Here is an 18,079-nt window from a genome sequence, read left to right on the forward strand (position 1 = left end):
TCCTGAAACGAGTCACCTTATGCTCCGCGTAGCCCTGCCCAACAAGGGTGCCCTGTCCGATATCGCCTCCACCATGTTCAAGGAGGCCGGCTACCTCCAGCGCCGCGATTCGCGCGAACTGGTCATGGTGGACGAGGATAACCACGTTGAATTCTTCTACCTGCGTCCCCGCGACATCGCCGTCTACGTCGGCCGCGGCATCCTGGACGTCGGCATCACCGGCCGCGACCTGTACCTGGACGCGGATGTCGACGACGACGTCGAGGAGCTGATCCCGCTGGGCATCGGCAAGTCGGCGTTCCGCTTCGCCGCCCCGGTCGGCGCCTACACCGACGCCAGCCAGCTGAACGGCAAGCGCATCGCCACTAGCTACGACGTGCTGCTGCGCCACTACCTTGAGAAGTCGGGCATCGACGCCTCCGTCGTCCGCCTGGACGGCGCCGTCGAGTCCTCGGTCCGCCTGGGCGTGGCCGACGCGATCGCCGACGTGGTGGAAACCGGCAACACCATCAAGGCCGCCGGCATGGAGATCTTCGGCGAGACGCTGCTGGCCTCCGAGGCCGTGCTGATCGGCCGCATCGGCCACCAACCTGCTGGCCTAGACGTGCTCACCCGGCGCCTGAGCGGCGTGCTCGTCGCCCGCCAGTACGTGATGCTGGACTACGACGTGCGCCGCGACCTGGTGGAGCAGGCCTGCGCGCTCACCCCGGGCCTGGAGTCGCCGACCGTCTCTGATTTGGCGAACTCCGAATGGTGCGCGGTGCGCGCCATGGTCAAGAAGTCGCAGACCAACAACATCATGGACGAGCTGTACGACGTGGGCGCCCGCGCCATCCTGGTCAGCCAGATCCACGCCTGCCGCATCTAGCCGGCCCGCACCCAAGGAGCAATACGCGATGAGCGTTGCAATTCGAGTGATTCCCTGCCTCGACGTCGATGCCGGCCGCGTGGTCAAGGGCGTGAATTTCGAAGGCCTGCGCGACGCCGGGGACCCGGTGGAGCTCGCCCGCCGCTACAACCTGGCCGGCGCCGACGAGCTGACCTTCCTGGACGTCACCGCGTCCAGCTCGGACCGCGAAACCACCTACGAGGTGGTCCGCCAGACCGCCGAAGAGGTGTTCATCCCGCTGACCGTCGGCGGCGGCGTGCGCGCAGTGGAAGACGTGGACCGGCTGCTGCGCAACGGCGCCGACAAGGCCTCGATCAACACCGCCGCCGTCTCCCGACCCGAGGTGATCAACGAGATCACCGAGCGCTTCGGCTCGCAGGTGCTGGTGCTGTCCCTGGACGCGCGCCGCACCACCGACCCGTCGATCGCCTCCGGCTACGAGGTGACCACCCACGGCGGCCGCCAGGGCACCGGCATGTGCGCGGTGGCCTGGGCGAAGGAAGCGGCCGAGCGGGGCGTGGGGGAGATCCTGCTGAACTCCATCGACGCCGACGGCACCAAGGACGGCTTCGACCTGGAAATGATCCGCGCCGTGCGCGCCGAGGTCAGCGTCCCGCTGATCGCCTCTGGCGGTGCCGGGCGCCCGGAGGACTTCCCGCCGGCCATCGAGGCGGGCGCCGACGCGGTGCTGGCCGCCTCGATCTTCCACTTCGGCCCGATCGACATGATCGCCCGCGTCAAGCAGAAGATCCGCGAGGCCGGCTACCCGGTCCGCTAACGCCGCAGGCAGAAAAGCGCCGGCCCCTTCCGCCAGGGGGCCGGCACTTTTTGCGCCGTCGCGAACGCCTGCGGACTGAGGGTCCAGGCGGCGGGGACTAGAGCGAGGGCTTGTAGCGCTTGATGATTTCCAGCGCGGTGTCCCCGCCCTCGAAGGTGACCAGGCAGTGCTCGGTGCGCCCGAACGCATAGAGCATCAGCTCCGGCACCGGGCCGCTGATCGACACCGCGTTGCGGGCCTTCTTCGCCACGTGGCGCTGGCCGTCCGGGCGGGTGAGGATGATGCCGACCGGGGCCTTGCGGAACAGCAGCCGGGACATCCGGGTCAGCGACTGCCAGAGCATCTCGGTGTACTCCTTGTCCAGCACGCGCGGGGCCCACTGCCCGCGGGCGCGGCGCACGTCCTCGGTGTGGACGAAGTATTCGCTCAGGTTCGCGGCCTGGTCGACCTTGTCGATGGCGAACGGCGAGTACTTCGCCGGCCCCGAGCGGAAGCGGCGCACCAGCGCGGCGTAGCGCTCGGGGGATTGCGCCTCGGCGGCGGTCTGCCGCAGCTTCTCTTCCAGTTTCCCGGACAGCGGCTTGAACACCGTGCCGGCGGAGAGCAACGAATTCTCGCGCAGGACGAGGTGCGCGGCCAGGTGGCGGGTCTGCCAGCCGGCGCACAGGGTTTCGGCGGTGGGACCTGCGGCCAGCAGCGTCTCGGCCAACGCCAATCGGGAAGCGTGAACTAAGTGCATCACCTCTGAAACTAGCACGCTTCGCGGTGCCGTGCGCGCAATGCGCGGCGGGTGTCGGGCACCTCCGGGCCCGGCCGGCGTCAACCCGCAGGTCACGGGGCACGGGATCGGGCGCGCACGCAGTATGCTGTAGGGGATGGCTACTTCTCATGAGGGTCCGCGCCCGGACCCCGAATCCCCGGAACTCGACCCTGCGATCGCGCAGCGTCTCAAGCGCGATGCCAACGGCCTGTTCGCCGCCATCGTGCAGCAGCACGACACCGGCAAGGTGCTGATGCTCGGCTGGATGGACGACGAGGCCCTGCGCCGCACGCTGGGCACCGGCCGGGTGACCTTCTTCTCCCGCTCCCGCCAGGAGTACTGGCGCAAGGGCGATACCTCCGGACATTTCCAGTTCCTCAAGTCCGCGGCGCTGGACTGCGACGGCGATGCGCTGCTGCTGCAGGTCGACCAGGTGGGCGCCGCATGCCACACCGGCACCGAATCCTGCTTCACCGGCCGCGAGCTGCCGGCCGTCGTCGGCCACCGCCCGGCCTAGGCCGCACCGGATCCGGCCGCACTGCCCAGGCATCGCCCGCACCAAGGCCCGCGCACGGGCCGGACGACCAGAGCATCGATCAGCGCGTAGAAGAAGAAACAGATGAAAACCCTCGGCACGATTACCCCCACCCGCGAGGCATTCCTCGCCATGGCCGCCACCCGCCGCGTCATCCCGGTGACGGTCTCGGTGCTGGCCGACTCGCTCACCCCGATCGGCCTGTACCGCACCCTGGCCGGCGGCCGCCCGGGCACCTTCCTGATGGAGTCGGCCGCGGCCGGCGGCGTCTGGAGCCGCTACTCCTTCATCGGCGTGAACTCGCCTGCCACCCTGAGCACCCGCGGCGGCCAGGCCTACTGGCAGGGCAACGCCCCGGCCGGCCTGCCCACCGGCGGCGTCGGCGTCGAGGTGCTGCGCGACACCGTGCGCGCCCTGCACACCGAGCCGATCCCCGGCATGCCCCCGCTGACCGGCGGCATGGTCGGCTTCATCGGCTGGGACTGCGTGCGCCACTGGGAGAAGCTGCCCCACCCGCCGGCCGACGACCTGAACCTGCCCGAGCTGAGCATGAACCTGGTCGGCGACATGGCGGTGCACGACGCCACCGAGGGCACGCTGACGCTGATCGCCAACGCCATCAACTTCGATGACAGCGACGAACGCGCCGAGGCGGCCTACGACGCCGCCGTGACGCGCCTGCAGGGCATGCTTGAAAAGCTCGACGCCCCGCTGCCGGGCACCGCCGCGGCGCTGTCCGGCACCGACGTGCCCGCTCAGCAGCTGATGTCCTCCGTCACGCACTCCTGGGAGGAATCCGGCTACCTGGATGCGCTGGCCAAGTCCAAGACGGCGATCGTGGACGGGGAGGTCTTCCAGATCGTGGTCTCGCGCCGCTTCGAGCTGGAAACCCAGGCCGACGCGCTGGACGTCTACCGCGTGCTGCGCGCCACCAACCCCAGCCCCTACATGTACCTGTTCAACTTCGTGAACGAGCACGGCGAGCCATTCCAGATCGTCGGCTCCTCCCCGGAAGCGCTGGTCACCGTCAACGACGGCCACGTCGTCACCCACCCGATCGCCGGCTCCCGGCCGCGCGGGGCGAACTACGAGGAAGACCAGCTGCATGAGAAGTCGCTGGTCAACGACCAGAAGGAACGCGCCGAGCACCTGATGCTGGTGGACCTCTCGCGCAACGACCTCTCGAAGGTCTGCCAGGCCGGCAGCGTGGAGGTCACCCAGTTCATGGAGGTCGAGCGCTTCAGCCACATCATGCACCTGGTCTCAAACGTCGTGGGCAAGGCGCGCGAGGACGTGGACGCGTACGACGTGCTCGCCGCGACCTTCCCTGCCGGCACGCTGTCCGGGGCGCCCAAGCCGCGCGCCCTGCAGCTGCTGGATCAGTACGAGCCCTACCGCCGCGGCATCTACGGCGGCGTCGTGGGCTACCTGGACTTCGCCGGGGACATGGACATGGCCATTGCCATCCGCTCCGCCCTGCTCAAGGGCGGGCGCGCCTACGTGCAGGCAGGCGGCGGCATCGTGAACGACTCGAGGTTCGCCGACGAGGCCCTGGAAACCGTGAACAAGGCGGCCGCGCCGCTGCGGGCCGTCTGGGCCGCGCAGTCCATGCATGCCGCGCACACCACCACCGAATCGGATGAGAGCAAGTGAAGCAGAAACTGACTGCCCGCAATCTGGCCTTCCTCGGTGCGCTGGGCGCCGTGATCGTGCTGTGGTCCGCCACCCGCACCTGGATCACCGTCGATGTGCAGTCCGGCACCGTGCAGATCCCGCAGATCGTGGTCGACGGCGCCGCCGCGGCGTCCGCCACCACCGCGCTGTCCATCGCGGTGCTCGCCGGCTCACTGGCCGTGCTGATCGCCGGCAAGATCTCCCGCTACATCATCGCCGCCATCTGCCTGCTGGCAGGCCTCGCGATCATCTCCGCCGGCGTGGCCACGCTGGCCGATCCGCAGGCCGCCGCCTTCACCGCGGTGTCCACCGCGACCGGCCTGGCGCAGAACGCCGCCGAGTACTCCGTGAGCGCCTGGCCGGCGGTGGCCATCGCCGGCGGTGCGCTGATCTGCGTGCAGGCGGTGCTGGTGCTGGCCGTCGCCCGCAGCTGGGCGGTCAAGGCGGACAAGTATTCCCGGTCGGCGGGGAAAACCGCGGCTGAACCCAAGGACGCCTCCTCGCGGAACATCTCCAGCTGGGAGCAGCTTTCCGACGGCGAAGACCCCACCGAGGACCCGCGCTGAACGTGATTCCGGCCACCTGGTCGACACGTTCGCCGCAGGAATAGGACTGAAGCGAACTCAGATGGCAGAATGGAAGCAAGCAGATCACCGTGCAGGCCCGGCTACCGGGCAGGCGCACGCACCACAACAACCAAGGAGACATCGAGCAATGTCGCAGAAAACCGAGATCGATCCGGTATACACCGAGCAGATTGGCCACGGTAACTCCGTCGCAGCCTGGGCTTGCGTCCTGACCATGATGGTCGGCGCGATTGCCGGCGGCATCGCCTTCGCGAACCTGAACTGGACCTTCTTCTGGATCTCCATGGGCGTCGTCGTCCTGGGCCTGGTCCTCGGCGGCGTGCTGAAGGCCGCGGGCTTCGGCGTGGGCGGTTCGCGCAGCGGAGCAGCGCACTAAGTTGACTGTTCTTGATGACATCATCGCGGGCGTCCGGGAAGACCTGGACGCCCGTCGCGCGCTTCAGAGCCTTGACGTGGTCAAGCAGCGCGCCGCGCAGGCCCCGGCGGCGCTCGACGCCTACGCCGCCCTGGGGGGCCATGCCGACCCCGCGCAGCGCGACACCGTCCTGCGGGTGATCTCCGAGGTCAAGCGCAAGTCCCCGTCCAAGGGCGCGCTGGCCGACATCCCGGAGCCGGCAGTGCTGGCCGGCGAGTACGAGGCCGGCGGCGCCTCGGTGATCTCCGTGCTGACCGAGGCCCGGCGCTTCGGCGGCTCGCTGGACGATCTGGACGCCGTGCGCCAGGCCGTGAGCATCCCGGTGCTGCGCAAGGACTTCACTGTCGACGAGTACCAGATCTACGAGGCCCGCGCCCACGGCGCCGACCTCGTGTTGCTCATTGTTGCGGCGCTGGATGACCAGAGACTGCGAACCTTTCTAGAATTGACCCATGACTTGGGAATGAACGCGCTGGTGGAGACGCACACCGAAGAGGAGATCGCGCGCGCGATCGCCGCGGGCGCGAAGATCATCGGCGTGAACGTGCGCAACCTGAAGACGCTGGACGTTGATCCGGCGAACTTCGGCAAGCTCGCCCACCTGCTGCCGGCCGACGCGGTCATCGTCGCCGAATCCGGCGTGGAGTCCACCGTGCAGGTGCGCCAGTACGCCGCGGACGGCGCCGACGCCATCCTGGTCGGCGAGGCGCTGGTCAAGCACGCCGACCCGCGCACCTCGGTGCAGGAGTTCATCCAGGCAGGAACCGCGGCCAAGCCGCAGCGCTGAGGCGGACGACCCCGACCACGGCGCAGCCCACCAAACTGATCGTGCCCCGCAGGAAGCTTCCGGCGGGGCACGAAATCTACCACGATTGACGTTTCGTTGAAGGAAAGAGGGAATCGATGAGCACACCGGAGCACTCCGAGCACGCCGACTCGATCGACCAGCAGTCGCTTAAGCACGCCAGCGGCCCGTACTTCGGTGCCTACGGCGGACGATGGATGCCAGAATCCCTCATGGCCGCCATGGACGAGCTGAACGAGACCTTCGAAGCGGCCAAGAACGACCCCGAGTTCGTCGCCCAGGTACGCGACTTGAACACCAACTACTCCGGGCGCCCCTCGCTGCTGACCGAGGCCAAGCGCTTCTCACAGCAGTACTGCGACGGCGTGCGCATCTTCCTCAAGCGCGAGGACCTGAACCATACCGGCAGTCACAAGATCAACAACGTGCTCGGCCAGGCCCTGCTGGCCAAGCGCATGGGCAAGACCCGCATCATCGCGGAGACCGGAGCGGGCCAGCACGGCGTCGCCTCGGCCACCGCCGCGGCTCTGATGGGTCTGGAGTGCGTGGTCTACATGGGCGCCGAGGACTGCCGCCGCCAGGCGCTGAACGTCGCGCGCATGCGCCTGCTGGGCGCCACCGTGATCCCGGTGACCGTCGGCTCCCAGACGCTGAAAGACGCGATCAACGAGGCGCTGCGCGACTGGGTCGCCAACGTTCAGACCACCCACTACCTGCTGGGCACCGCCGCCGGCGGCGCACCTTTCCCGGCGATGGTCCGCTACTTCCACGAGGTCATCGGCGAGGAGGCCCGCGAGCAGATCCTGGCCCAGGCCGGACGCCTGCCCGACGCGGTCACCGCGTGCATCGGCGGCGGCTCGAACGCCATCGGCATCTTCCACGGCTTCCTCGATGACAAGGACGTGGCGTTGTACGGCTTCGAGGCCGGCGGCGACGGCGTGGACACCGACCGCCACGCCGCGACCATCACCCTGGGCCGCCCGGGGGTGCTGCACGGCGCGAAGAGCTACCTGATGCAGGACGAGGACGGGCAGACCATCGAGTCGCACTCGATCTCCGCCGGCCTGGACTACCCGGGGGTCGGTCCCGAGCACGCCTTCCTGGCGGACATCGGCCGCGTGAACTACGAACCGGTCACCGACACCGAGGCGATGGACGCGTTCAAGGCGCTGTGCCGCACCGAGGGCATCCTGCCGGCGATCGAGTCCTCCCATGCGCTGGCCGGCACCATGCGGCTGGCCAAGAAGCTGGTCGCCGACGGCGCGACGCCGGAAGAGACCATCATCATCGTGAACCTCTCCGGCCGCGGTGACAAGGACGTGGGCACCGCCGCCGCCTGGTTCAACATGATCGACGAAAAAGACGCAGACGCGGAAATCAGCGGCGCCGCGGCGGCCGCCGAGCGCTCCGCAGCGGATGACGAGGAGAAGTAAATGACCCGCGTGACCAGCGCCCAGAAGATCGCCGCGGCCCGCGCCGAGGGGCGCCCTGCCCTGATCGGCTATTTGCCCGCAGGCTTCCCCGACGTGCCCACCAGCATCGAGGCTGCCGTCGCGCTGGCCGAGAATGGCGTGGACATCATCGAGATCGGCATTCCGTATTCGGACCCCGTGATGGACGGCGAGGTCATCCAGGCCGCCACCGTGCAGGCGCTGGCCAATGGCTTCCGCGTGGCCGACGTGTTCGAGATCGTGCGCGGCATCACCTCGCGCACCGACGCCGCGGTGATGGTCATGACCTACTGGAATCCGGTGCTGCGCATGGGCGTGGACGAGTTCGCCCGCCGCTTCGCGCAAGCCGGAGGCTCCGGGCTGATCACCCCGGACCTGGTGCCGGAGGAAGCGGCCGAATGGATCGAGGCCAGCGAAAAGCACGAGCTGGAGCGCGTGTTCCTGATCGCGCCGTCCTCCACGGCCCAGCGTGTGCAGCGCACCGTCGACGCCTCCTCCGGCTTCATCTACTGCGTTTCGCTGATGGGCGTTACCGGCGCCCGCGCCGAGGTGTCCTCCGCGGCGCAGGCAGTGGTCGACGCGGCCCATGCCGCCGGCGCGGAAAACGCCTGCGTGGGCCTGGGCGTCTCGCGCCGCGAGCACGTGCAGGAAATCGGCGCCTACGCGGACGGGGTGATCGTGGGCACCGCCCTGGTTGCCGCGCTGCGCGACGGGGGAGTCGCAGCGGTCGCAGCGCTGGCCGCGGAGCTGAGCGGCGCGGCCGCCAAGGAGCACGCCTAGGATGAACCTGTCCGCACAGCTTGCCCTGGCCCTGCCCGCCTCCATCCCGTCCCCGCCGCCGGAGTTCTCCAAGTTCTCCATCGGCCCGCTGACCATCCACGCCTACGCGCTGTGCATCCTGGCCGGCATCCTGATCGCCCTGTGGGTGACCAACCGCCGGCTGACGGCGCGCGGCGGCAATTCGGACATGCTCTGGGACATCGTCATCTGGGCGATCCCGTTCGGCATCGTCGGCGGGCGGCTCTACCACGTGCTGATCACCGACCCCGGCTACTACTTCGGCCTGGGCGGGCAGCAGTCCCACTGGGCTGAGATCCCGCAGCTGTGGCTGGGCGGGCTGGGCATCATGGGCGCGATCTCGCTCGGCGCGGTCGGCGCGCTGATCGGCTGCCGCCGCACCGGGATCCGGCTCTCGGCGTTCGCCGACGCGGCCGCCCCGGGCGTGCTGCTCGCGCAGATGGCCGGACGCTGGGGCAACTGGTTCAACCAGGAGCTCTTCGGCGCCCCGACCACCCTGCCCTGGGGCCTGGAGATCGACCCGGGCAACCACAACTTCCCGCCCGGGCTGCCGGCGGACACGCTGTTCCACCCGACCTTCCTGTACGAATCGGTCTGGAACCTGCTGGGCTTCTTCGTGCTGATCGGGCTGGACCGCAAGTTCCAGCTGCGCCGCGGCGCGCTGTTCTGGTGCTACGTGATCTGGTATGGCATCGGCCGCACCTTCACCGAGTCGCTGCGCCTGGACCCGGCCGAAGTCATCACCATCGGCCCGCTGTCCCTGCGCATCCACCAGTGGCTGGCCATCGGCCTGATCGTGCTGGGCACCGTCGCGCTGATCTACGTGCTGGCCAAGCTGCGCCCGCAGCACCAGGACTCGATCTTCCTGCCGGGCCGCGAACCGGCGGCCGTGGACGCGGGCCAGGACGCGAGGGCCGACGACGCCTCCGCCTCGAACACGCCTGCCGACTTCGACAAGCCTGCCGACTCGGGCTCGCCCGAGGGCCCCGAGGGCCCCGAGGCCAAGGGCTGAGCGCACCGCATCAAGCAACTCCGGCAAGGGGGCCATCCATCAAGGATGGCCCCCTTTGACATGCCCGCCAGCAGGGCCCGAATCGTCGACAACGCGCGTCCTGCTCGAAACCCCGCGTCAAAAACCCGCAATCGGGCGAAACATTCGCCCGCGCGCCGAACGCGGCGGCGTTGCGCGCGCAACATTTTCGAAACATGGCGCGGCTGCCGGTTTCGGGCAGAACGGCGGGGTTCGCGCCCAGCCTCGGCGGCGAAGCGGGCAGGGGAGCGCAGAAAGTTCATAGGTGCTTTTAACATTCCGGAAACACAACCGTGCGCACGAAAGAAACAAACCGTGCGTAGTCTGGATCCCACGCACCGCACTGCAAGCCTCCCCACCCCGCGGAGGCCCGGCGGCGCGTGAACCACAACGAGGTGGGAACCGTTCGTCCCTCATGACCTCGACCGTAGAGCCCACCGGCGCTCCCCGTTCGATGTGTTGGGGAACGATGATGAAACACAGGTGGCCGGCAGCCGATGGATCCCTGCACCGAGCATTGCTGCCGCGCAGCGCAGCCTCGCCAGCCCGACCGCCTTTCCTGCTTGAACCATAGAAAGGCACGCTCATGAGCATGACCGGAGTCCAGTTGAACGCCTCGCCAGGCTTTGGCGGGGGACGCCCCTCGCCCTATACCCGATTCTCCGCCGTGCCACCCGCGCAAGGCCTGTACGACCCCGCCGCAGAGAAAGACGCCTGCGGCCTGGCGATGATCGCATCGCTCAAGAATTCCGCATCCCACCAGATCGTCTCCCACGCGCTGACCGCCCTGCGCCGCCTGGAGCACCGCGGCGCGATCGGCGCCGACGAAGGCACCGGCGACGGCGCCGGCATCCTGCTCCACCTGCCCGACGCCTTCCTGCGCAGCGTCGCCGAATTCGCCCTCCCCGCCCCCGGCAGCTACGCCGTCGGCATGGGCTTCCTGCCCGCCCAGGCCGCCGAACTGCAGCTGGCCCGCGAAGAGCTCGAAGCCCTGGCCGAAGAGGAAAACCTCACCGTGCTCGGCTGGCGCGACGTGCCAGTGGACGCCTCAGTGCTGGGCGCCTCGGCCCGCGCCGTGATGCCGCACATCACCCAGTTCTTCGTCGCCGCCCGCAGCGGCGCCGCGTCCGCCGCCGCCTCGCGCGAGCTGGACGCCGCCGCCTGGCGCATCCGCCGCCGCGCCCACAACAAGCTGGGTGTGTACTTCGCCTCGTTCTCCTCGCAGAGCATCGTCTACAAGGGCATGGTCTCCACCGCCCAGCTCGAGCCGTTCTACCCGGATCTGTCCGACGCCGGCTTCGCCAGCCGCTGCGCGATCGTGCACTCGCGCTTCTCCACCAACACCTTCCCCTCCTGGCCGCTGGCCCAGCCCTTCCGCACCATCGCGCACAACGGCGAGATCAACACGGTCAAGGGCAACCGCAACTGGATGCGCGCCCGGCAGTCCACGCTGGCCTCCGACCTGCTCGGCGAAGTGCCCGAGGAGCTGTTCCCGATCTGCACCGCCGGCGCCTCGGACTCCGCCTCCTTCGACGAGGTCGCCGAGATGCTCATGCTCTCCGGTCGCGACGTCGCCGAGGCGATCATGATGATGATTCCGCAGCCGTGGGAGAACGACACCGCCATGGACGCGGACCTGCGCGCCTTCTACCAGTACCACTCGATGCTCATCGAGCCGTGGGACGGCCCGGCCGCCGTGTGCTTCACCGACGGGAAGATGGCAGGCGCCGTGCTGGACCGCAACGGCCTGCGTCCTGCCCGCTGGTGGGTCACCGACGACGACCTGGTGGTGCTGGCCAGCGAGGTCGGCGTGATCGACGTCGCCGAGGAGCACATCCTGGCCAAGGGGCGCGTCGCCCCGGGCAAGATGTTCGCGATCGACCTGGACGCCGGGCGCATCGTGCAGGATCACGAGATCAAGGCGCAGGTCGCCGCCGCCAAGCCGTGGCGCGAGTGGGTGTCGCAGAACCTGAAGTCGCTGGACGACTTCCCGGATCTGGAGCATGTGCGCCACAACTCGGCCTCCGTGCTGCAGCGCCAGCTGACCTTCGGCTACACCACCGAGGAGCTGCGCATCATCCTGGCCCCGATGGCCGCGAACGGCGCCGAGCCGCTGGCCGCCATGGGCACTGACACCCCGATCGCCGCGCTGGCCGACCGCCCGCGCCTGCTGTTCGACTACTTCACCCAGTCCTTCGCCCAGGTCACCAACCCGCCGCTGGACGCCATCCGCGAGGAGCTGGTCACCTCGCTGGGCACCTCCATCGGGCCCGACGGCAACCTGCTGGCCACCGGACGGGTGCCGCAGACCCAGCTGGCGCTGGACTACCCGGTGCTCTCCAACGACCAGCTGGCCAAGATCGTGAACCTGCGCGACGAATCCGGCGCCAAGTACTCGCTGAAGGTCCGCGGGCTCTACCGCCCCACCGGCGGCGAGTCCGAGCTGCGCGCCCGGCTGCAGGAAATCTGCGAGAAGGTCTCCGCCGCCGTGAACCGCGGTGTGCGCTACATCGTGCTCTCCGACCGCGACTCCTCGGCCGCCTGGGCGCCGATCCCATCGCTGCTGCTCACCTCCGCGGTGCACCACCACCTGCTCAAGAGCTCCACCCGCACCCGCGTGTCGCTGATCATCGAATCCGGCGACGCCCGCGAGGTGCACCACATCGCCGCGCTGGTCGGCTACGGCGCCAGCGCCATCAACCCCTACCTGGCCCTGGAGTCGGTGGAGCAGATGGCGGAGCACGGCGAGCTGCCCGGCGTCGGCCCGGGGAAGGCCAGCGCCAACCTGATCAAGGCCCTGGGCAAGGGGCTGCTGAAGATCATGAGCAAGATGGGCATCTCCACGGTTTCCTCCTACTGCGGGGCGCAGACCTTCGAGGCCGTCGGACTGTCCCAGCGTGTGGTGGACCAGTACTTCACCGGCACCGCCACCAAGCTCTCGGGCATCGAGCTGGACGTGGTGGCCGCCGAAGCCGCCGCCCGGCACTCCCGCGCCTACCCGCAGATCGACGGCGGCGCGCAGCCGGCCGAGCTGGAGACCGGGGGAGAGTACCAGTGGCGCCGCGAAGGCCCGCCGCACCTGTTCAACCCGGAAACCGTCTTCCGGCTGCAGCACTCCACCCGCACCCGCCGCTACGACGTGTTCAAGGAGTACACCAAGGCCGTCGACGACCAGGCCAAGGAGCTGAAGACCCTGCGCGGGCTGCTGGAATTCGACACCGCCGGCATCACCCCGATCGACATCGACGAGGTTGAGCCGGTGAGCGAAATCGTCAAGCGGTTCGCCACCGGCGCGATGAGCTACGGCTCGATCTCCGCCGAGGCTCACGAGACCCTTGCCATCGCGATGAACCGGCTGGGCGCCAAGTCCAACACCGGCGAGGGCGGCGAGGACCCCGAGCGCCTGCTGGACCCCGAGCGGCGCAGCGCGGTCAAGCAGATCGCCTCCGGGCGCTTCGGCGTGACCAGCCTGTACCTGACCAACGCTGACGACATCCAGATCAAGATGGCCCAGGGCGCCAAGCCCGGCGAGGGCGGCCAGCTGATGAGCCAGAAGCTCTACCCGTGGATCGCCAAGACCCGGCACTCCACCCCGGGCGTGGGCCTGATCTCCCCGCCGCCGCACCACGACATCTACTCGATCGAGGACCTGGCCCAGCTGATCCACGACGCCAAGTGCGCCAACCCGTCAGCCCGCGTGCACGTGAAGCTGGTCTCCGAGTCCGGCATCGGCACCGTCGCGGCCGGCGTGGCCAAGGCGAAGGCCGACGTGGTGCTGGTCTCCGGGCACGACGGCGGCACCGGCGCCTCGCCGATCAACTCGCTCAAGCACGCCGGCACCCCCTGGGAGCTGGGCCTGGCCGAGGCGCAGCAGACGCTGATCCTCAACGGGCTGCGCGACCGCGTGACCGTGCAGGTCGACGGCCAGCTGAAGACCGGGCGCGACGTGCTGATCGGTGCCCTGCTGGGGGCCGAGGAGTTCGGTTTCGCGACCGCCCCGCTGGTGGTCTCGGGCTGCATCATGATGCGCGTGTGCCACCTGGACACCTGCCCGGTGGGCGTGGCCACGCAGAACCCGGTGCTGCGCGAGCGCTTCTCCGGCAAGGCCGAGTTCGTAGTGAACTTCTTCGAGTTCCTGGCCCAGGAGGTGCGCGAGCTGCTCGCCAGCCTCGGGGCACGCACCCTGGCCGAGGTCGTCGGCCGCGTCGAGCTGCTCAAGGTCAGCCAGCAGCAGCTGGCCGCGCACCAGAAGGTCGCCGGCCTGGCGCTGGAGGCCATCACCCACGTGCCCGAGGTGCCGCTGGCCGCCCGCAGCCGCCGGATCTGTCAGGACCACGGGCTGGAAGCGCACCTGGACCAGCGCCTGCTGGCCGCCGCGCAGCCGGCCCTGGCCGACCGGCTGCCGGTGTCCATCGAGGCGGACATCGTGAACACCGACCGGTCGGTGGGCACGCTGCTGGGCCACCATGTGACCAAGACCTTCGGGCTGGACGAGCTGGATGCGGACACCATCAAGGTGAACCTGTCCGGCCGCGCCGGGCAGTCGCTGGGCGCGTTCCTGCCCGCCGGCATCACCCTCGCGCTGGCCGGGGACGCGAACGACTACGTCGGCAAGGGCCTGTCTGGAGGGCGGATCGCCATCCACCCGCCGCAGCGCACCGAATCCGCGCCGGAGGAGCAGGTCATCGCCGGCAACGTGGTGGGCTACGGCGCCACCAGCGGGCAGCTGTTCATCAACGGCTGCGTGGGCGAACGCTTCGCGGTGCGCAACTCCGGGGCGACCCTGCTCGTGGAGGGCATCGGCGAGCACGGCTGCGAGTACATGACCGGCGGCCAGGTGCTCATCCTGGGTCCCACCGGGCGCAACTTCGGCGCCGGCTTCTCCGGAGGCACCGCCTGGGTGCTGGACTTCGATGCGGCCACGCTGAACCCGCTGGCCGCCGCGGACGGCGACCTGCTGATCCGCGGGATCGACGACGAGGAAGCCCAGCGCATCTTCGAGCTGCTCACCGAGCACATCGCGCTGACCGCCTCGCCGCTGGCCCAGCGCCTGGTGCTGGACTGGGAGCGCACCCGCGCCCGGTTCACCAGCATCATCCCGCGCGGCTTCGCGGCCGTGCAGCAACTGCGAACCGACGCCGTCGCGGCCGGGGACAACCCCGACTCGCCGGAGGTCTGGACCAAAATTCTGGAGGTGACCCGTGGCTGATCCACGCGGATTCTTGACGGTGACCGAACGGGTCACCCAGCCCAAGCGGCCGGTGCCGATCCGGCTCATGGACTACAAGGAAGTGACCGAACGCCAGGCGGCCGGCACCCTGAAGTCGCAGGCCGGGCGCTGCATGGACTGCGGTGTGCCGTTCTGCCACAACGGCTGCCCGCTGGGCAACCTCATTCCGGAGTTCAACGACCTGGTCTACAAGGACCGGATGGACGACGCCGCCGCCCGGCTGCTGAGCACCAACAACTTCCCGGAGCTCACCGGGAAGCTGTGCCCGGCCCCCTGCGAGGCCTCCTGCGTGCTGGGCATCAACCAGCCGGCGGTGACCATCAAGCAGGTGGAGGCCGAGCTGGCCGAGCACCTGATGGACGGCGGGGACTTCACCCCCGCCCCGCCGGCGCGCCACACCGAGTTCCGCGTGGCGATCGTCGGCTCCGGCCCGGCCGGCCTGGCCGCCGCCCAGCAGCTGACCCGCGCCGGGCACACCGTGGCCGTCTACGAGCGCGACGAGGCCATCGGCGGGCTGCTGCGCTTCGGCATCCCCGACTTCAAGCTCGAAAAGCACGTGATCGACCGCCGGCTGGAGCAGATGCGCGCCGAGGGCACGATCTTCCGCACCGGCATCGAGATCGGCAAGGACATCACCTGGACCCAGCTGCGCCGCGACTACGACGCGGTCATCGTCGCCACCGGCGCCACCGTGCCGCGCGAGCTGCCGGTACCGGGGCGCGAGCTGGGCGGGGTGCACCACGCGATGGAATTCCTCACGGAGAACAACCGCGTGGTCGCCGGCCTGAAGTCCGAGCGCGGCATCGACGCGGCGGGCAAGCATGTGATCGTGCTCGGCGGCGGCGACACCGGCTCGGACTGCATCGGCACCGCGCTGCGCCAGGGCGCGGCCAGCGTCACCACGCTGGCCATCGGCAAGCAGCCGGGCACCGAACGCAGCGAGAACCACCCGTGGCCGATGATGCCGGTGCTCTTCGAGGTGCAGTCCTCCCACGAGGAGGGCGGCGAACGCACCTACCTGGCATCGACCGTCAACTTCGTCGGCGGCGAGGGAAGTAAGCAGAACACCGTGATCGGTGTTACAGTGGCAGAGACAGAATTTGTTGCTGGCAAGCGCCTCCCGAAGCCTGGAACCGAACGCGTCATCAAGGCGGATCTGGTTTTGCTTGCCCTCGGGTTCACCGGTCCGGAAGATTCCGGGTTGGTCGAACAGGTCAGTACCGAATTCGACAACCGGGGCAACGTCGCCCGAGATGGCTACTACATGACGAACGCCGACGGGGTGTTCGCCGCCGGAGACTCCGGTCGGGGGCAGTCGCTGATCGTGTGGGCAATCGCCGAAGGGCGTGCCTGCGCAGCCTCGGTGGACAAGTTCCTCATGGGCTCGACCACGCTTCCCGCGCCCGTAGCTCCAACCGATAGGGCCATCAGCATCATTTGAGAGTCACAGGCTTGAATGCGGCACACCCCGCCCGGGGTGGGCCGCATTTTGCCTACGGTTTACATGAAAGGCATATGGCTGACGGAATGAGACGCGCAAAGATTGTTGCTACCTGGGGCCCCTCCCTGGCGAGCTATGAAAACACCGTAGCGGTACTGAAGGCGGGCGTCGACGTGGCCCGCCTGAACATGAGCCACGGGGACCACTCGATGCACGCGCAATCCCTGGCGAACGTGCGCAACGCGGCGGCCGAGATCGGCCGCGCGGTCGGCGTCTTCGCCGACCTGCAGGGCCCGAAGATCCGCCTGGGCCGCTTCAAGGACAACGCGAAGTACATCCTGGAGGCCGGCGAGGAATTCACCATCACCATCGAGGAGGTCGAAGGCACCCGCAACCTGTGCGGCACCACCTTCAAGGGACTGCCCTCCGATGTGCAGGTGGGCGACTTCCTGCTGGTCAACGACGGCAAGGTCAAGCTCAAGGCCGTCGAGGTCACCGACACCGAGGTGCGCTCGGAGGTCGTCGTCGGAGGCGAGGTGTCCAACAACAAGGGCATCAACCTGCCCGGCGTAGCCGTGAACGTGCCTGCGCTGAGCGACAAGGATGAAGACGACCTGCGGTGGGCGCTGCGCGCCGGCATCGACATGGTCGCGCTGTCCTTCGTGCGCAATGCCAGCGACATCGAGCGCGTGCACGAGATCATGGACGAGGAAGGCCGCCGCGTGCCGGTCATCGCCAAGATCGAGAAGCCGCAGGCAGTGGACGCGCTGGAGGAAATCATCAACGCGTTCGACGCCATCATGGTCGCCCGCGGCGACCTGGGTGTGGAACTGCCGCTGGAAGACGTGCCCGTGGTGCAGAAGCGCGCCGTGGAGCTGGCCCGCCGCTGGGCGAAGCCGGTCATCGTCGCCACCCAGGTGCTCGAATCCATGATCGAATCGCCGACCCCGACCCGCGCCGAGGCCTCGGACTGCGCCAACGCGGTGCTCGACGGCGCTGATGCGGTCATGCTCTCGGGGGAGACCTCGGTGGGCGCCTACCCGGTGGAGACCGTGGAGACCATGTCCCGCATCATCGCCTCCACCGAGCAGCACGGCCTGGACCGCATCCCGCGCCTGGGCTCCAAGCCCAAGACCCGCGGCGGCGCGATCACCCGTGCCGCGGTGGAGATCGCCGACCAGCTCGACGCGAAGTACATCGTGGCCTTCACCCAGTCCGGCGACTCGGCCCGGCGCTTATCGCGCCTGCGGCCGAAGAAGCCGGTGCTGGCTTTCACCCCGCTGCAGCAGACCTACAACATCATGACCCTGATGTGGGGCGTGCAGGCCCGCCTGGTCGCCTACGCGGACCACACCGACAAGATGACCGCCCAAGTCGACGAGGCACTGCTCTCCGAGGGGCTGGCCGAGCTGAACGACATCGTTTGCATCGCCGCCGGTTCCCCTCCGGGGCAGGCAGGCTCGACCAACTCGCTGCGCGTGCACAAGGTCGGAGACCTCGCCGACGCCGGCCAGCTGGTCAACGGCAAGCCGATGCCGGCCCGCGAGAAGGTCGGGCCGTGGGCCGAGGAAAACGTCTCGGTGCCCAAGTCGCTCTAGCGCTTCGGCCTCGGCTGGCAGGCTGAAACCCAAGGACCCGTCCGCGCTTCGATCTCCATCGAAGAGCGGATGGGTCCTTCGCCTTCCT

At 69.0% G+C, this 18,079-nt stretch carries 14 protein-coding genes; 13 read left to right on the plus strand and 1 reads right to left on the minus strand.

Translation table 11 applies throughout. The features are described from left to right. The first annotated feature begins 19 nt into the window (after positions 1–19). Positions 20–868 carry an ATP phosphoribosyltransferase gene (hisG, locus tag DFO58_RS03315; RefSeq protein WP_047119400.1) on the plus strand — a complete coding sequence of 283 codons (849 nt, stop codon included), beginning with the start codon at positions 20–22 and terminating at the stop codon, positions 866–868. Positions 869–896: 28 nt separating this feature from the next. Then, positions 897–1,667 carry an imidazole glycerol phosphate synthase subunit HisF gene (gene hisF / locus DFO58_RS03320; protein WP_047119399.1) on the plus strand — a complete coding sequence of 257 codons (771 nt, stop codon included), beginning with the start codon at positions 897–899 and terminating at the stop codon, positions 1,665–1,667. Between the two features lie 97 nt (positions 1,668–1,764). On the opposite strand, the gene DFO58_RS03325 is transcribed toward hisF, so the two are convergent. Then, positions 1,765–2,406 carry a TIGR03085 family metal-binding protein gene (locus DFO58_RS03325; RefSeq protein WP_202605367.1) on the minus strand — a complete coding sequence of 214 codons (642 nt, stop codon included), beginning with the start codon at positions 2,404–2,406 and terminating at the stop codon, positions 1,765–1,767. A 136-nt stretch (positions 2,407–2,542) separates the two neighbouring features. Between DFO58_RS03325 and hisI the strand changes: the two genes are divergently transcribed. The 11 genes from hisI to pyk all read left to right on the plus strand — a co-directional run bounded on the left by hisI (position 2,543) and on the right by pyk (position 17,991). Then, on the plus strand, positions 2,543–2,944 hold the full coding sequence (gene hisI, locus DFO58_RS03330) for a phosphoribosyl-AMP cyclohydrolase (RefSeq protein ID WP_047119397.1): 402 nt from the start codon (positions 2,543–2,545) through the stop codon (positions 2,942–2,944). A 102-nt stretch (positions 2,945–3,046) separates the two neighbouring features. Continuing rightward, entirely contained in the window at positions 3,047–4,615 is a 1,569-nt protein-coding gene (locus tag DFO58_RS03335) for an anthranilate synthase component I (RefSeq protein WP_047119396.1), read from the plus strand. Next, positions 4,612–5,202 (plus strand): Trp biosynthesis-associated membrane protein, encoded by a 591-nt coding sequence (locus tag DFO58_RS03340; protein ID WP_120989277.1) that lies wholly within the window; start codon positions 4,612–4,614, stop codon positions 5,200–5,202. The genes DFO58_RS03335 and DFO58_RS03340 overlap by 4 nt, the downstream gene beginning before the upstream one ends. Positions 5,203–5,350: 148 nt before the next feature. Further along, entirely contained in the window at positions 5,351–5,599 is a 249-nt protein-coding gene (locus tag DFO58_RS03345; RefSeq protein ID WP_047119394.1) for an HGxxPAAW family protein, read from the plus strand. Between the two features lies 1 nt (position 5,600). Next, positions 5,601–6,425 carry an indole-3-glycerol phosphate synthase TrpC gene (gene trpC / locus DFO58_RS03350; protein ID WP_120989278.1) on the plus strand — a complete coding sequence of 275 codons (825 nt, stop codon included), beginning with the start codon at positions 5,601–5,603 and terminating at the stop codon, positions 6,423–6,425. A 116-nt stretch (positions 6,426–6,541) separates the two neighbouring features. Next, a complete protein-coding gene (gene trpB / locus DFO58_RS03355; RefSeq protein ID WP_047119392.1) occupies positions 6,542–7,876 on the plus strand; it encodes a tryptophan synthase subunit beta in 1,335 nt (444 codons plus the stop codon). Then, positions 7,877–8,674, plus strand: coding sequence for a tryptophan synthase subunit alpha (gene trpA / locus DFO58_RS03360; RefSeq protein WP_047119391.1), 798 nt, complete (start codon positions 7,877–7,879; stop codon positions 8,672–8,674). Between the two features lies 1 nt (position 8,675). After that, positions 8,676–9,704: a prolipoprotein diacylglyceryl transferase gene (lgt, locus tag DFO58_RS03365; RefSeq protein WP_053798327.1), complete on the plus strand. Its 1,029-nt coding sequence runs from the start codon at positions 8,676–8,678 to the stop codon at positions 9,702–9,704. A gap of 610 nt (positions 9,705–10,314) precedes the next feature. After that, positions 10,315–14,931, plus strand: coding sequence for a glutamate synthase large subunit (gene gltB, locus DFO58_RS03370; RefSeq protein WP_113606556.1), 4,617 nt, complete (start codon positions 10,315–10,317; stop codon positions 14,929–14,931). Then, positions 14,924–16,393, plus strand: coding sequence for a glutamate synthase subunit beta (locus tag DFO58_RS03375; RefSeq protein ID WP_047119389.1), 1,470 nt, complete (start codon positions 14,924–14,926; stop codon positions 16,391–16,393). Before gltB ends, DFO58_RS03375 begins: the two co-directional genes overlap by 8 nt. Before the next feature lie 86 nt (positions 16,394–16,479). Next, on the plus strand, positions 16,480–17,991 hold the full coding sequence (pyk, locus tag DFO58_RS03380; protein WP_047120774.1) for a pyruvate kinase: 1,512 nt from the start codon (positions 16,480–16,482) through the stop codon (positions 17,989–17,991). The last annotated feature ends 88 nt before the right edge of the window (positions 17,992–18,079 follow it).

The sequence above is a fragment of the Arthrobacter sp. AG1021 genome (assembly GCF_003633665.1).
GTDB classification, from domain to species: Bacteria; Actinomycetota; Actinomycetes; order Actinomycetales; family Micrococcaceae; genus Glutamicibacter; species Glutamicibacter soli.

What these genes read in the sequence shown, in the direction of transcription:
- hisG (WP_047119400.1), top strand. Translation starts at nt 20, where the DNA reads ATGCTCCGCGTAGCCCTGCCCAACAAGGGTGCCCTGTCCGATATCGCC.
- hisF (WP_047119399.1), top strand. Translation starts at nt 897, where the DNA reads ATGAGCGTTGCAATTCGAGTGATTCCCTGCCTCGACGTCGATGCCGGC.
- DFO58_RS03325 (WP_202605367.1), bottom strand. Translation starts at nt 2,406, where the DNA reads ATGCACTTAGTTCACGCTTCCCGATTGGCGTTGGCCGAGACGCTGCTG.
- hisI (WP_047119397.1), top strand. Translation starts at nt 2,543, where the DNA reads ATGGCTACTTCTCATGAGGGTCCGCGCCCGGACCCCGAATCCCCGGAA.
- DFO58_RS03335 (WP_047119396.1), top strand. Translation starts at nt 3,047, where the DNA reads ATGAAAACCCTCGGCACGATTACCCCCACCCGCGAGGCATTCCTCGCC.
- DFO58_RS03345 (WP_047119394.1), top strand. Translation starts at nt 5,351, where the DNA reads ATGTCGCAGAAAACCGAGATCGATCCGGTATACACCGAGCAGATTGGC.
- trpB (WP_047119392.1), top strand. Translation starts at nt 6,542, where the DNA reads ATGAGCACACCGGAGCACTCCGAGCACGCCGACTCGATCGACCAGCAG.
- trpA (WP_047119391.1), top strand. Translation starts at nt 7,877, where the DNA reads ATGACCCGCGTGACCAGCGCCCAGAAGATCGCCGCGGCCCGCGCCGAG.
- lgt (WP_053798327.1), top strand. Translation starts at nt 8,676, where the DNA reads ATGAACCTGTCCGCACAGCTTGCCCTGGCCCTGCCCGCCTCCATCCCG.
- gltB (WP_113606556.1), top strand. Translation starts at nt 10,315, where the DNA reads ATGACCGGAGTCCAGTTGAACGCCTCGCCAGGCTTTGGCGGGGGACGC.
- pyk (WP_047120774.1), top strand. Translation starts at nt 16,480, where the DNA reads ATGAGACGCGCAAAGATTGTTGCTACCTGGGGCCCCTCCCTGGCGAGC.